The 14,610-nt window shown below is 65.3% G+C and carries 11 protein-coding genes; 5 read left to right on the top strand and 6 right to left on the bottom strand.

Features of this window, described 5'->3' with window-relative positions; translation table 11 throughout:
• Positions 1-4: 4 nt before the first annotated feature.
• From ACSC1S_RS09960 to ACSC1S_RS09950, 3 genes are all read left to right on the top strand, one after another.
• Positions 5-739, top strand: a complete 735-nt coding sequence (locus tag ACSC1S_RS09960) for an MBL fold metallo-hydrolase (protein WP_435364158.1) — start codon at positions 5-7, stop codon at positions 737-739.
• A gap of 151 nt (positions 740-890) precedes the next feature.
• Positions 891-4,736 (top strand): MMPL family transporter, encoded by a 3,846-nt coding sequence (locus tag ACSC1S_RS09955; RefSeq protein WP_435364157.1) that lies wholly within the window; start codon positions 891-893, stop codon positions 4,734-4,736.
• Positions 4,736-5,518, top strand: a complete 783-nt coding sequence (locus ACSC1S_RS09950) for a TrmB family transcriptional regulator (protein WP_435364156.1) — start codon at positions 4,736-4,738, stop codon at positions 5,516-5,518. The genes ACSC1S_RS09955 and ACSC1S_RS09950 overlap by 1 nt, the downstream gene beginning before the upstream one ends.
• A 321-nt stretch (positions 5,519-5,839) precedes the next feature.
• On the opposite strand, the gene ACSC1S_RS09945 is transcribed toward ACSC1S_RS09950, so the two are convergent.
• The 3 genes from ACSC1S_RS09945 to ACSC1S_RS09935 form a co-directional block, all read right to left on the bottom strand.
• A complete protein-coding gene (locus tag ACSC1S_RS09945) occupies positions 5,840-6,886 on the bottom strand; it encodes a prohibitin family protein (protein WP_435364155.1) in 1,047 nt (348 codons plus the stop codon).
• A 68-nt stretch (positions 6,887-6,954) separates the two neighbouring features.
• Complete coding sequence (locus ACSC1S_RS09940) at positions 6,955-8,022, bottom strand: mRNA surveillance protein pelota (RefSeq protein WP_435318706.1); 1,068 nt, start codon at positions 8,020-8,022, stop codon at positions 6,955-6,957.
• Positions 8,023-8,062: 40 nt separating this feature from the next.
• Positions 8,063-8,773 (bottom strand): DUF4013 domain-containing protein, encoded by a 711-nt coding sequence (locus tag ACSC1S_RS09935; RefSeq protein WP_435364154.1) that lies wholly within the window; start codon positions 8,771-8,773, stop codon positions 8,063-8,065.
• A 168-nt stretch (positions 8,774-8,941) separates the two neighbouring features.
• Between ACSC1S_RS09935 and ACSC1S_RS09930 the strand changes: the two genes are divergently transcribed.
• Positions 8,942-9,391 (top strand): DUF4870 domain-containing protein, encoded by a 450-nt coding sequence (locus ACSC1S_RS09930; RefSeq protein ID WP_435318704.1) that lies wholly within the window; start codon positions 8,942-8,944, stop codon positions 9,389-9,391.
• A gap of 27 nt (positions 9,392-9,418) precedes the next feature.
• On the opposite strand, the gene rqcH is transcribed toward ACSC1S_RS09930, so the two are convergent.
• Positions 9,419-11,545: a ribosome rescue protein RqcH gene (rqcH, locus tag ACSC1S_RS09925; RefSeq protein ID WP_435364153.1), complete on the bottom strand. Its 2,127-nt coding sequence runs from the start codon at positions 11,543-11,545 to the stop codon at positions 9,419-9,421.
• Between the two features lie 92 nt (positions 11,546-11,637).
• On the opposite strand from rqcH, the gene ACSC1S_RS09920 reads away from it, so the two are divergent.
• Positions 11,638-11,883: a hypothetical protein gene (locus ACSC1S_RS09920; RefSeq protein ID WP_435364152.1), complete on the top strand. Its 246-nt coding sequence runs from the start codon at positions 11,638-11,640 to the stop codon at positions 11,881-11,883.
• A 53-nt stretch (positions 11,884-11,936) separates the two neighbouring features.
• On the opposite strand, the gene ACSC1S_RS09915 is transcribed toward ACSC1S_RS09920, so the two are convergent.
• On the bottom strand, positions 11,937-12,575 hold the full coding sequence (locus tag ACSC1S_RS09915; RefSeq protein WP_435364151.1) for a cysteine hydrolase family protein: 639 nt from the start codon (positions 12,573-12,575) through the stop codon (positions 11,937-11,939).
• Positions 12,576-12,899: 324 nt separating this feature from the next.
• A complete protein-coding gene (locus tag ACSC1S_RS09910) occupies positions 12,900-14,552 on the bottom strand; it encodes a tRNA uridine(34) 5-carboxymethylaminomethyl modification radical SAM/GNAT enzyme Elp3 (protein WP_435364150.1) in 1,653 nt (550 codons plus the stop codon).
• Between the last annotated feature and the right edge of the window lie 58 nt (positions 14,553-14,610).

The raw sequence follows: 14,610 nt of genomic DNA, 5'->3' as shown, positions 1-14,610 counted from the left end.
AGCCATGCGAGTCACCTTCCTCGGGACCGGGAGCGCGATGCCCACCGGCGACCGCTTCCAGACCGGTATCCTGCTCGAAGACGACGAGCCGTTGCTGGTCGACTGCGGTAGTGGCGTGTTGCACCGCCTCGCGCGGACGAACGTCGGCTACGAGGGCGTCGAGACGGTGCTGCTCACGCATCACCACCTCGACCACGTCTCCGACCTCATGGCGCTGCTGAAGGCACGCTGGTTGGCGGGTGAGGAGACCCTCGAAGTCGTCGGCCCAGCGGGCACGCAAGACCTCGTCGACGGCCTGCTGGACGTCCACGACTACCTGCAGGGGCGCGTCGACCTGACGGTGCGCGAGGTCGGCGCGGAGGAACCGTTCTCGGTGGCTGGCTTCGAGGTCGAGGCGTTCGAGACCCGCCACTCGATGCCCTGTCTGGCGTACCGGTTCGACGACCGGTTCGTCTTCTCGGGCGACAGCGAGGCGTTCCGCGAGCTGACCGCGTTCGCGAACGAGGCCGCCGTCCTGGCCCACGACTGCTCGTTCCCGGACGGTATCGACGTCTCGAACCACCCGACCCCGTCACAGCTCGGTGAGTCGCTGGCGGGGCGCGACATCGGCCGCGTCTACCTCACACACCTCTACCCGCACACCGTCGGCGAACACGGCGACATGCTCGACGCTATCGAAGCGTCCTACGACGGCGACGTGCGGTTCGCCGAGGACATGCTGTCGCTGACCATCGAGTAGCGAAACGTCTCCGCCGTTCTCGCGAGTTTATTCAAGGGTCGTATGGCAGTAGATTTATGAGAGGTTGGTTGTTAGTAGTTTCATAACAACACAACTGTCGTATGAGTAGTCAACACAGCAGAGCCGGTTCCGGCACGCGGGTGATTCCCGCATGACGGCCATCGACCGGCTTTCTGACGGAATCACGTCGCACAGTCGCATCGTCATCGTGATCATGCTCGTCCTCACGGTCGTCATCGGGGCGGGCGCGGCCCAGGTGAGCTCGGACTCTGGCCTCAGCCAGTTCGAGAGCGACTCACCGGAGGCGAAGGCGTCCGACTACATCAGCGAGAACTTCTCGTCAGGTGACCAGGACACACAGATAACACAGGTCATCGTCAGGAACGAAGGGACCAACGGGAACGTCCTGACGAGAGAGTCCCTGCTCCAGTCGCTCGAATACCAGCAACAGATTCGAGCGAACGAGACCATCAACAGGACCTTCATCGAGGAGAACGCCATCATCGGCGTCTCCAACATCGCCGCAATCGCGGCCATCACACAGGAACAGGCCGGTGAGCTACAGGCTCGCGGGGCCCAGCTCCAGCAGCGACAGCAGGAACTCCAGCGACAGCAGGAACAGCTGAACGAGTCCTTCGCGGAGTTCGAGGGCGACAGGGCGGCACTCGAACAGCGGAGCGAGACGCTCAACACGACTGTCGACCTGCTGAAGGCCGAACTCACCGAACTCCGAGAGAACCCCGACGCGAGTATCCGGACCCAGTTCGAGCAGGTCAAGGCGAACACCTCGGTTCGGCTGAACGAGACGCAGTACCGGACGTTCAAGCAGGCGGCCGAGGACCTCCGGAACGCACAGAGCCAGTCCGAGATAGATGAGGCGTACACCCTCGGGACCCAGGGCGTCCTGCAGGCGGAGTTCGCCGACCTCCAGCAGCAGAGTGAGGAACTCCAGGAACGCGGCGAGGAACTCCAGCAGCAGGCCGACCAGCTGGAACAGGAGGGCCAGGCACTCCAGGAGGACTTCGCCGAGTTGCAGGCCGACCAGCAGGCACTCCAGGAGTCGGGCTCGCCCTCGCTGGCCGAGCAGATCGACCAGCTCGAGTCGATGAACGCGTCCGAGGTCGACGAGGTCCTCGGAATCGTCCTCGCAGAACCTGACGACGGCAACGGTGGGTCGCCGTTCGCGGGCCAGGCACTCCAGCTGATGGAGAAGGACTACGAGCCGGGCTCGACCACCGCGACCGCCCGGATGATGATCATCCAGCAGCAGACCCAGATAGACAGCGACATCCAGAGCAGTGACTCGGTCGCCGACCAGACCATCGAGACCCAACTGGAGATGCAGGACCTCGCCCAGGCCGCGTCCAGCGGGAGCGGTGACGAGTACATCGTCTTCGGCTTCGGTGTCATCTCCCAGGAGATCGACCAGTCGCTGTCGGACTCGCTGGCGATCGTCGGACCGTTCGCACTCCTGTTCGTCGTCGTGACGCTCGTCGTCGCCTACCGCGACCTCCTCGACATCGTGCTCGGGCTGATCGGCATCTTCGCCGCGCTCATGTGGACGTTCGGCATGATGGGCTACCTGAACATCGCGTTCAACCAGATCATGATCGCAGTCCCGGTGTTGCTCATCGGGCTGTCCATCGACTACGCCATCCACATCTTCATGCGCCATCGCGAGGAGCGCCTGGACGACAACACCCCGAGTGACGTGCGCGGCTCCATGCAGTACGCGCTGGCCGGCGTCGGCATCGCCCTCGTCTGGGTGACCGCGACGACGGTCATCGGGTTCCTCTCGAACCTGACCAGTCCGCTCTCGGCGATTGCGGACTTCGGTATCGTCTCCTCGTGGGGTATCGTCTCGGCACTCGCCATCTTCGGCGCGTTCATTCCCGCGCTGAAGGTCGAGGCGGACGAGCTGCTGGAGGGCTTCGGCTTCGACCGCAAGAAGCGCGCCTTCGGGACCGGTGGCGGTCGGTTCAGTCAGGCCCTCAAGGTCGGCTCCGTGCTCGCGAAGAAAGCCCCCATCGTCGTCATCCTCGTCGCGCTCACCATCTCTGCGGCAGGTGCCTACGGCGGGAGCCAGGTGGACACCTCGTTCGCCCAGGAGGACTTCATCGCGGGCGAACCGCCGTCGTGGATGTACGAACTCCCCGAGCCGTTGAAGCCGGGTGAGTACAGCGCCAAGCAGAACCTCGACTACGTCAACGACCACTTCCAGCGCGAGGACTCCCAGGCACAGGTGTTGATACGAGACGGGGTGACGGACCCACAGACGTTACAGGCGCTCGATGCAACCAAACAGCGCATCGATGCGGGTGACTACGACACCCCGTTCGCCGGCGCGAGCGGGACGGTGAACATGCGCTCGCCGCTGACCGTTATGGCCCAGGTCGCCGCGGAGAACGAGACGTTCAACCAGACGTTCACCGCCGCCGACACCGACGGTGACGGCGTGCCCGACGAGAACATCACCGGTGTGTACGACCAGCTGTTCGAGGTCGCGCCGGGGGACGCTGCCGGCGTCATCCACCAGACCGAGGACGGTTCCTACGTCGCGATGCGACTCGTGGTGCCGATTAAAGGTGGCGCAGGGACCGGTGAAACGACCACCGAGATGCGCGCCATCGCCAGCGACGTGCAGGACTCCGCGTCCCTCGATGATGCAGCCGTCATCGCGACCGGCTCGCCCATCGTGAACGAGATCGTCCAGAACGACCTGCTCGAGACGGTCATCCAGAGCCTCGTCATCACGCTCATCGCGGTGTTCGCGTTCCTGATGATCGCGTACCGCATCACGGAAGGGAGTGCGACCCTCGGCATCGTCACCCTGCTGCCCGTCGCCCTCTCGGTGGCGTGGATTCTGGGGACGATGTACCTCATCGGCATGCCGTTCAACGTGCTGACGGGGATGATCACGAGCCTGACCGTCGGGCTCGGGGTCGCCTACAGCATCCACGTCTCCGAGCGATTCAACCTCGAACTGGGCCGCCGCGAGGACCAGTGGGAGGCGATGGACACGACAATCACCGGAACCGGTGGTGCATTGCTCGGCTCTGCGGCCACCACGGTCGGTGGCTTCGGCGTGCTGAGTTTCGCCATCTTCCCGGCACTGCAACAGTTCGGCGTCATCACCGCGCTCACCATCATCTACGCGTTCCTCGCGAGCGTGCTGGTGCTGCCGAGCCTGCTCGTCGTCTGGTACCGCTACGTCGGCGGGACCGACGACATGGTGCAGATAGAGCAGGAGGCCGTCCCGGCAGGTGCCGACGACGGCCCGACGACGGTCGATGCGACACCCAACGGCGGCGTGGCGGCCGAGGCTGCCGCCCAGCCGGCAGATGACTCGACGGAATCGAGCACGGACGATGCCGGCGAGTGGACGCCGCTCGTCTCCGAAGAGTCGGCTGCGCCCACCGAACAGTCCGCTGACGCTGACGAACCGGCGAGCATGCCGACCGTCCGTGGGACCCGCGAGGTCTCCGACGAGACGCCGACGCCCGGCAGCGAGTTCACCGCGTCCCTCACCATCCCCGACGCGGAGGGGCGCGTCATGCTCTCCGAACGGGTGCCCGGCACCGGTGGCGAGGTCTCGGAACTCTCGCCGACGCCGACCTCGTACTCGATGGTCGGCCGCCGGCTGTACGTCCTGTGGGAGCTGGACCAGCCGACCGACCTCTCGCTCTCGTACTTCGCCGGCGTGCCGGCGGATGCGAAGGCCGGCAAGCGACTCGCGTTCGAGTCGACGCTCCGGACCTCGGCTGGTGACGGCACCATCGACGGCCCGTCCGAGTTGACGGTGATGACGCCGTTCCTCCGCGAGGTGCTCGACGCACCGGTCACGCAGGCGACCCTCGACGAAGCCAGCCAGAAGGCCCGCGACGGAAAGCTCACGCGTGAGGAGCTGGAGGTCCTCTACGACCGCTGGCTCGACGCCGATGGCGACCTCGGTGCGGAATCGACCACCCAGCACGACGGAGGTGCCGGCTTCCAGTAATGACTGCAAACGAAGACGAGGCCATCGAATCCCTGGAACGTCTCGGGCTCACCAGCTACGAGGCCAAGGTGTTCATCGCGCTGCAGAAGCTGGGGACCGGTACCGCCCGGGAGGTCTCCCGGGTGGCGGACGTGCCGCGCTCACAGGTGTACAGCGTGACAGAGGGGCTGGAGGAGCGCGGACTCATCGAGGTCCAGCAGTCCAGCCCGATGCAGTACCGGCCGGTCAGCACCGACGAGGCGCGCTCGATGCTGCGAGAGCGCTTCGAAAGCGAGTCCGACCAGGCGTTCGATTACGTCGAGACGGTGCGAGAACAGTTCGGCGACGACCAGGAGGAACAGGAGGCCATCTGGACCATCCGCGGTCGCGAGCGCATCTCCGACCGTGCGGCCGACCTCATCCGGCGTGCCGACGAGTCGGTGGCCTACGCCGCGGCCTCGCCCGAGCTCGTCACCGAAGACATCACCGAGGCGCTCCGTGCGTGTGCCGAGCGTGGCCTCGAGACGGCGGTGCTGAGCGAAGAACCCGCGGTCCGCGAGCTGTTCGCAGACGAGCCCGGTATCAGGACCGACGAACCCGCGAATCCACACAAGGGTGCCCCTGACGAGGGTGGCCCCTGCCGGGGCGTGTTCGTCGACGACAACGCGCTGCTGTTGAGCGTCGTCGGCAACGGGCAGGACCTGCCGGGTATCGACCGCGAGACCGCGTTCTGGAGCGAGGAGACGAACTTCGCGAAGATGCTCATCCAGCTGGCGAAATCGGCGGGCGGCCCTGTCGAGTAAGTCGCGCCGCCACTGGTTGAGCGAGCGGTTCTTTCGAGAAGGGGTACCGTTGCTCCGAGCTATTCGACCAGTGGCATCGCACGAAGGGATGGGTAGGGGTGGCGGAAAGGTGGTGGTGGAAAGGGGGTGGTGGAAAGGGGGTGGATGGCGGAAGGCGTTCGAGCGGAACGCGAGGACCGTCAGGGCACGAGTGGGGGCTGTGATTCGGTTGGCACGGTTGTGGGATGCTGACTGACCTGTGCTTCTGCCGCATCTACTGCTATCGACTGGTGGCTATTGGAGGTGCACCCAACGAGAATAGGGTCGGTCGGGGTACGGTGCTCAGACGACCACGACCCGGGGGAGGTCGAGCGTCGCGGAATCGAGCAACGTCTGGTCGACGCCCGCGATGTCGCGCTGTGAGACGACACGCGAGGAGTTGTTCGTGGTGTTCGTGTTCTCGCTCGGTGCATCGACCTCGCGCGTCAGGGTGAGCCCGGAGTCAGACGGGATGTAGACCGTGTTCGGGTTCGTCCGGAGCGCCTCGATGTAGCGCAGTTGCAATATCTCGGGGTTCTCGCGAAGCGCCTCGCCCTTGATCTTGATCTGTTCCGCCTCGGCCTCGGCCTCGATGACCGCCCGTTCTTTCTCCTTCTTCTCTATCTCTATCTCCGTCTCCTTCTTCTCAAGGCGCTTCTCGGTCGCCTGCTTCTCGTTGATGGCCTCGACGACCTTCGGCGGGAGCTGGACGTTCCGTATCTGGACGGTCTCCAGTTCGACCCCGTTGGTCCCGAACTCCGTGCTCAACTGGGAGTTGATGCAGGTGCGGAACTTGTCGCGGTCGGTCGAGTATATCTGGAGACCCTCGTACTCGGCAGCACAGCTACGGACCGCAGAGCGGGAGGTCGGCCGAACGATCTTCCGGTTTATCTCCTCGTTCGAGGTGCCGACGGTCGAGTAGATGGTGTCGACCTCGTTCGGGACGACGTGGTACCTGACCGTGACGTCGATGTCGAGCTCCATCCCCTCCGAGGAGAGTGCCGTGATGGAGTCGTCGCGGTTCGACTTCGCGCCCTCACCGGAGGAGGAACTCATCGTGTACTCCTGGGTTCGGACGTCGTAGTGGTGTGCGCCGTCGAGGACGGGAATCTTCAGGTGCCAGCCGGGGCCGTACACGCCCACGACCTTGCCCTGGCTGGTGTGGACGGCCCGGGTCCCTTCGTTGACTGTGACGATACCGCCGAAGATGAACGCGACGAGGACGACGACCAGCACGAGCAGTGTGATGCCCGCGATAGCGATGACGAGCCCCCGTCGGCCGTTACCGCCCCCGCCACTGCTACTGGACCCGCCGCCACCGAAGTCGATGTCGAGATCGTCAGAACTCATGGGTGGCTCTCACTGCGGGTCGGACGACCAATTCGTTTTCTATTCCATCTGCTCGAAAATAGGACAGGTTAGTCGAGTCGGTACCGGAGGAGTGCCGCGATTCCGCCGAGGTTCTTCAGCTGCTGCCCCGGTGGGAACTCGCTGGAGAAGACGGTTATCTCACCACCCTTGCGCTCGACGTTCGTGATGAGGTCGTTCACGTCGAGGTCCCACTCGCCGTCGGGGCCGCGCTCGGCGCGCAGCTTCTCGTCGAGGACGAGTAACCGGTCGATAGCGCCGTAGTCGGCGGCCTTCGCGACCGATTCCGGCCCGTATGCGGCCTCGTGACCGGTGGCGATTCGCGTGGTCAACTCGTCGATGTACTCGGCCTCCTCGGCGATGCGGGTCTCGCGCTGGACGTCCTCGACCGCCCCGCGTTTCAGGACCTCGTGGACGCCCCGGTCGCCAACCGAGGCCGTGTCGACCACGGTCGTCTTCTCGGCGACCTCGGGGTGGTTCTGCTCGATGTACTTGAACGCGTCCTGTTTGGTGAACCCGGGACCGGCGAGGATGACGGCGTCGACGTCCATCCGGGCCAGTGCCTGGGCGAGGTCCGCGAACAGTTCCGAGCGCCCGCGGGCGTACTCGCCCTTGCCCGTCGTCCCCGTGAACGAGCCGCGGTCCTCGGTGCCGTACTGGGCGACGGTGTGGATGTGCGCCTCGCCCTCCTCGATGGTCGCGATGGCCACGTCGGGGTTGTCGGCGGACTCCTCGGCCTCTTTCAACCTATCGAGCTGGTCCGGCTTCCATATCTTCTCGACCTCTATCTCGTCGTGTTCCTCGACGTTGAGCGTGTGGTGTAGCCCGAGCTGGTCCTCGCGGGAACAGCGCTCGATGGTCCCGGAGACACGAAGCCGGTTCGCGAACTTGTGGAACTCCACCTCCTCGACGCCCAACGTGATGTGCATGTGCTCGCGTTCGCCGCCGGTGTCGCGCAGTTGCTCGTCGGCGCGCTGGATACGTCGCGTCGTGTCGCCGGCGACGAGGTCACCGGGCTCGAGGACGTACTGCAGGTGCCACAGGTCGTCGATGGTCTCCGGAACGAGCGTGATGCGTTCCGTGCGCCCGTCGACCTGCACCCGGTTCTTTATCTGCATATGCCCGAGTCCGGCCTGGGGTCGTACATGCCTTTCCTTTCTACCGGACCACCCGCCCGTAGCCCACCCCGACCAGCCGGGCGGCGACCTGGCTGGTGTAGACCGTGACGGCCAGCGCGAGGAGCCCCCCGACCCCGCGGCCCGCGAGCACGACACCGAACAGGGTCGCACCGAGGGTTCCCACGGTGAACGCGACCACCCAGGTCAGGAAGTACGCGCTGTCGCGGTAGACGTAGCCACGGCCGCGCGGGTCGAGGGCAGTGACGAGTGGCTCCCCGTCGGCCAGTGCCGCGAGTGCCCCCGGGTAGAGGTAGACGATAGCGAGGGCGAGACAGAGGGTGACGGTCGTCCCGAGGACGAAGACCGCGCCACCGACACCGGACACGTCTGCCGGTGAGAGGGAACCGGCACCGCGGACGGTGACGAGGAGGACGGCGGTCGGAACGGACAGGTAGATGCCGGTCACGGCCGCGGTGCGGACGCCATCGCGAGCCAACCCGCGGAGCGACCGGGCTGGGGGCAGCTCTGTCGCGCCCTCGATGGTCGTGGCGACGAGCCTGTGGCAGTAGCCCGCCCAGAGGACGAGTGGGGCAACAGCAAGCAACGCCGGTATCAGCGAGAGCGCGCTGGGATACAGGCCGACCGCGAACCGGGCGAGGAGGGATGCGGTGAGGCCGAACCCGGCGAGGGCTGCCCACACACTCCTGGCGTCGGGACCACGGAACGGGTACCGGAACGTGTCGAGGAGCACTCAGGGCACACCTCGTCGGGTGGGCGTACGGGTCATGATTCGCGGTCGAACCCGGAGTCGCAAGTGCCTGCTGGTTCGGATTCGAACACGGGAAAACCCGACGTTAGCGACGTTTCACGGCCTGAAACGTACGCATAGCTATATATCCCAAAGGTGTGATACACCCACATGGCAACTGATGATATCACCGCTGACCCCGTAGCCACGGCAGACAGTTCCGTCCCCACCGACTCGACCACGCACACGCCCTCGGAGACCAGCCTCGGCGTCGACGAGAACGTCGCGGGCGCACTCGCGTACGTGTTCGGCGTCATCTCCGGCGCGATCGTGTTCGTCCTCGAATCGGAGAACGAGTTCGTGCGGTTCCACGCCGCCCAGTCCATCGTCCTCTCCATCGCGATATTCGTGGCGGCGTTCGCCCTCACGCTGGTGAACGTCGTACTCACGTTCGCCATCGGCGGGCTCCTCGGTGGCCTCATCTCGCTCGTGCTCTCGCTCGTCGGGCTTGTCTTCGGGTTCGCCGCGTTCGGGATATGGGTGTACATGCTGGTCCGGACGTACCAGGGCCGGACCATCCGGCTGCCGGTCGTCTCCGGCATCGCGGACAGCCTGGTCTGAGAACGAAGCGACGAAACCCTGCCTCGACTACTCGTCGAGGATACGGCTCCCGCCCGGCGGGAGGAAGTGCTGTATCTTGTCCGGGCTCGCGACCTTCCTGACGAACGAGGTGTCCGTGAACTCTTCACGGAACTGCCGGTAGATTCGCTTGGCCACGTCTCCCTGTGCGTAGCGACCGGGCTCGACCCGGCTGTTCACCACCGTCCGGTCCTCGATGGCCGACGGCGGCCCGCCGATGACTCGCGTCAGTGGTTCGCACTGGATGCCGACGGCACAGCCGACGGCCGTGTCGTTGTGGTAGGTCCGGTCGCCCCGGATGGCGAACGAGCCCTTCTCGAGGTACTCCCCGCTCTCGGGCGTCTTGGTCACCTGGTTTCCGTCGACCTCGTACACGTCCGCGGCGAAGACGCCGTCCTTCCAGACCGAGGAGTACGTCACCGCGAACTGTGCGGCCTCCTCGATGCTCGACTCGGGGAAGTCGACATCACGAGAGGGTTCGCTCGGGTCGGTCGCCTTCATGATGGTGACGGGTGCGCCGTGTGCCTGCGTGTGGAACACCTTGTCTCCCTTGTCGAGGTATTTCTTGACCAGCTCCTCGTTCTGGTCGGCGTTCCGGCCACCGATGACGAGGAAGCCGTCGCTCGTGTGGAACCAGCGGAAGCGCTCGAACCACTTCTCGTCGGTCCGGATGGGCACCGACTGGAGGGCGAGCCAGTCGGTTTCTGTATCCTCGTCGTCGTTGTCCTCGCCGTCATCGTCGCGGGCGTCCCACTGGTCGCGGCGCTCCTTGATGTCCGCGAGTTCCTCGCGGGTGTCCTCGATGGCCGCCAGCGCACCCTCCTTCTTCTCCTCGATGCGCTTGGCCTCGGTGTACAGCCGGTCGGCGTTCTTCTCGACGCCCTCGAACACGTCCACGGTGACCTGGGTCCCGTCGAGGTCCAGCGTGACGGTCCGCTCGGCCCCGTCCACGGAGACGACGGCCTCGGCCTCCGGGATACCCTGCTCGGCTCCCTGGTCGAACTTCGCGGCGATGTCGTCCCACGGGACCTCCTCCTCGCGGGCAGCCCGGATGGTCGAACAGACCTCGTCGACCAGCCCGTAGTGGCCGTACAGCAACTCGGCCTTCTCGCGTTCGGCCTCGGCCTGCTCGTCGAAGCCCTCGATCGCGCCCTCCTGCTGCTCGATGATGCGCTCGTGCTTGGCGATCTGTTCGGCGAAGTCCGGGCGATTGGACCCGGCCTTGCTGCCGCCGGACTCCTCCTCGTCCTCCAGTTCGAGTTCGTAGAAGTAGTCGTCACAGGCACCGTTGAACGTGTCGTACACGTCGCTGGCGAGGTCCTCGCGTTCCTCCAGCGGAACCGGTGTCACGTCGAGAACCCGGCGGCTGCCCTCGTCGTCTTCCGGCTCCTCGTAGTAGATTCGGGGGTCGAGGTCGGCCGAGGAGAGCGAAGTCGCGAGGCGCTGGACCGCGTTGTAGAGCGCTTTGTACTCGGCTTCCCCGGCGTCCTCGATGTCCATCGCCTTCTCCACGCCGGCGCGCTGACACAGCTCCTCGCCCCAGAGCCCGCCCCAGTTGAGCTGGGTCGCGAGCGTCCGGACCACGTCGGTGTCAGACTCGTTCATCTTCGCGACGAACGGCTCGTAGTCGACGGTCAGCGGGTTCAGCCGCGACTCGGGGAACTCGTACAGCGACCCCGGCGCGACGGTCCGGGATTTCAGGCGCACGGTGTCCAGACAGTCGACGACCTCGTAGTTCTCGTCGCAGACCGCGACGTTCCCGTGCCCGAACAGCTCGACGATGATCTTCGTGTCCTTGTCCTCACGGGTGAACGAGAACTCGAGGATGCGGTCGAACTCGAACTGTTCGACGCCCTCGAAGTCCGCCCCGGAGAGCCGGTTGCGCAGCATCATCGCGAAGTTCGGCGGGCGACCGGGGGCGTCGGGGACGTGACTCGGCGCGGCGACGTGGGCGCGTTTCGTGTCGCCGACCTCCAGGAGCAGCTCGACCCGGCCGCGCTCGAAGTCGCGCATCTTCAGGCGAATCATGTCGTCGCCGTAGAGATACGCCTTGTCGAGTTTCGCGCCCTTGTAGGCGTTCAACTCGGAGACGAGGGCGGCGAGGTCGACGCTCGTCAACTCTCGCTTGGGTTCCATGGGCGAGATTTTTCGTGGGGAGGGTAAGGGCCTGTCGTTCAGGGCCGCCAGCACAACTGTTATGCCGACACTTCGAGTCAATCAAGTAACAGATGGCCGCAGGTCCACCCTCCGCCCCCGACGGCGCATCGATGGTCCCCCTTCCCGCCCGTGTCGTCGGTGCCGGGACGATGGCCCTGGTCGTCGTCGCGCTGATGTGTTACGGTATCTATCTGGGTATCGTCGGAAAAGGGTCGAATACGGCCGTCCTGCAGGTCTGTTTCGGGCTGTTCGGGCTCGGACTTCTACTCGTGCTCTGGGACGAACTGACCGACTTCTTCGACGAGTCGATGCCGTGACAGTCCGCCAACGCACGCTGACACTGGCAGATGTGTGGGAGTGGCCGACCGGCCTAATCGTCGGCCGGGGCCACTTCCTTCTGTGACAGTCGGGCGACGACCTCCTCGGTGGTGGCGGTCTCGTGCGCGATGAAGCCGTAGTTGGTGTAGGCGGCTTCGAGTGCGTCCTTCCCGGCGGCCGCGGTCGCGTCGGTGACGACCAGTACCTCGAACCCGGCCTCGACCGCGTCACGGAGGTGTGATTCGACGCAGAGGTTCGCACTCATGCCAGCGAGGACGATGGTGTCGATGCCACGCTGGCGGAGTTGCGTGTTGATGTCGTTGCTCCAGAAGCCACTGAGCTGTTTGTGTGGGGAGCAGACGACGGTGTCGTCGCCTGGTTCGAGTTCGGGGATGAACTCGCTACCCGACCCGGCGAGGTCGAACATCCTGGTGTCGAACATGATCTCGTCGATGGGGTTCAGGTGTTGCCAGCTCTCGTACTCGTCGGCGTCGTAGTAGTGCGGGGAGTAGAACACCGTGATACCGCCTTCGCGGGCGGCGTCACGGAGCTGGACGAGGTGCTCGACGACGTCGTTCTCCTCGACCGTCTCGCCGATGTGGTCCCAGACCACGCTCTCGGGCTTCAGGAAGTCTACCTGTGGGTCGGTGATCAGCAGCGCTGTTCGTTCGGGGGTGATGGTAACGGGCATCTACATCACTAGCTAGCGGTAGACCATGCGCACAGATATGCGAATTCGAGGGTTCGCCGCAGTTATCCACCCCTGACACAGTCGCTGCGATACTTCCGACACCGTTGCAGGTGCGACCCACGGTCACACCACCGAACGCTTCGGTCGTCCCGCTCGTCTCTACAGCCGCTTTCTGACGGTACAATCGGGTGATGACGTTACAACCGCTTGCTCACGTACGGGCCGTCGGCTGCCACCTTTTGCGCTGCGCTCGCTCACGATGTTCGCTCGCTCGGCAAAAGCTGGGCGAAAATCGCGGGTGCTCCCTCCGGTCCGCGCCCGCGTCTACAACCGCTTGCTCACGTAGGGCCCGTCCTGGTGGTACCCGAGCTTGTTCCGGTAGTACTCCCGGGCACCGATGCCTGAGATGACGCTGACCTTGTCGTAGCCCGCGTCGGCCGCGAGTTCCTCGGCCTTCGCCAGCAGCTTCTTCCCGTAGCCCTTGTGCTGCCAGTCGTGGCTCTGCTGGCCGACCTCGACCATGGGGCCGTAGACGTGCAGTTCGCGGACCAGCGCGGCGTTCTGGAGTTCGCGGCGGACGGGGTCACCCGGGAAGCGCAGGCGGCAGAAGCCGACGAGGAGGTCCTTCTCGGGGTCCTCGTAGCTGATGAAGTGCTCGGTGCCGCCGGCGGCCTCGTAGGTCATCACGTCGAGTTCGACGTCCTCGGGCACCTCGTCGTTCATGCCGACCTCGCGACACCGGATGCAGTCGCAGGTCCAGCCGTGTTCCTCCATCTTCTTCCAGGCGAGCTGGCGGAGGTTGGACTTCCAGACGCCAGCGTCGATGAAGTCCGCGGGGATGTCGCGCTGGACGCGCTGGAGCCGGGTGTACTTCGGAATCATCGACTTGACCTCGGCGACGATCTCGGCGGCCGTCTCGTTGTCCAGGGGCTCGTACTCGCCCTGATACCAGTCGTCGTACACCATGGTCCCGCGGACGACCAGCGTCGGGTAGATTTTGAGGTAGTCCGGCCGCCACTTCTCGTCCTCGAACAGCCGGCGGAAGTCCTCGATGCACATCTCCTTGGACATGCCGGGCTGGCCGGGCATCATGTGGAAGCCGACCTTGAACGCCGAATCACGCAGACGCTGGTTGGCGTCGATGCTGGCCTGCGCACCGTGGCCGCGGTGCATCTCGCGGTTGATGCGCTCGTAGGTGGTCTGGACGCCGACCTCGACCTTCGTGCCCCCCAGGTCGAGCATGCGGTCTATCTGCTCGGGGTCGCACCAGTCGGGCTTGGTCTCGAACGTCGTCCCGATGTTGCGGATGCGTCCGGTCTCGTTCTCGGCGATGACGTCTTCCAGATATTTGAACTCGTAGTCGTCGAAGTCCTGTGCGAAGCTCTCGCCCTCGGCGGGTTCGGGCTGTTTGTCCACGTCGTAGTCGTTCATCGCCTCCAGGGCGCGCTTGACGAACCACTCCTGGTAGTCGTGGCTCCGGGCGGTCATCGTCCCGCCCATCAGGATGAGCTCGACCTTGTCGACGGGGTGGCCGATCTCGCGGAGCTGTTCGAGCCGCAGGGTGACCTGCCCGTACGGGTCGTAGTCGTTCTGGACGCCCCGGGCCGCCGCGGGCTCGTGGCCGGTGTAGGACTGCGAACTGGAGAACTCGCTGGCCGGGCCGCCGGGGCAGTACAGGCACTTCCCGTGCGGGCACATGTGCGGCGAGGTCATGATGGCTACCGGAGAGACGCCCGAGGCCGTCCGGACGGGCTTGCGCATGAGGACGCCCTCCAGCTCCTCGCGGCGTTCCTGGGGCGCGTGGTCGAGTATCTCCGAGTTCTTGGGGACCTTCGGAGCGGAGTGACGCGAACAGGCCTGCAACTTGGCCGACTCCACGTCGTCGCGCTCCAGCTCGCCCGCGAGGATCTGCTCGATGAGGTCCTCGCAGACGGCCGCGAACGCGTCTGTCTCGGTCGGGTCCGTCTCGGTACTCATTGGTATGGCATCGCCGTGTAACGGCAAAAAGGGTGTCGGGACGGGTTCGACGTGCTGT

Origin of the sequence: Haloarchaeobius pelagicus, assembly GCF_051207375.1 — an archaeon.
Classification (GTDB): domain Archaea; phylum Halobacteriota; class Halobacteria; order Halobacteriales; family Natrialbaceae; genus Haloarchaeobius.
The sequence above is the reverse complement of the archived record's forward strand: the minus strand, read 5'-3'. Positions and strand labels throughout refer to the sequence as shown.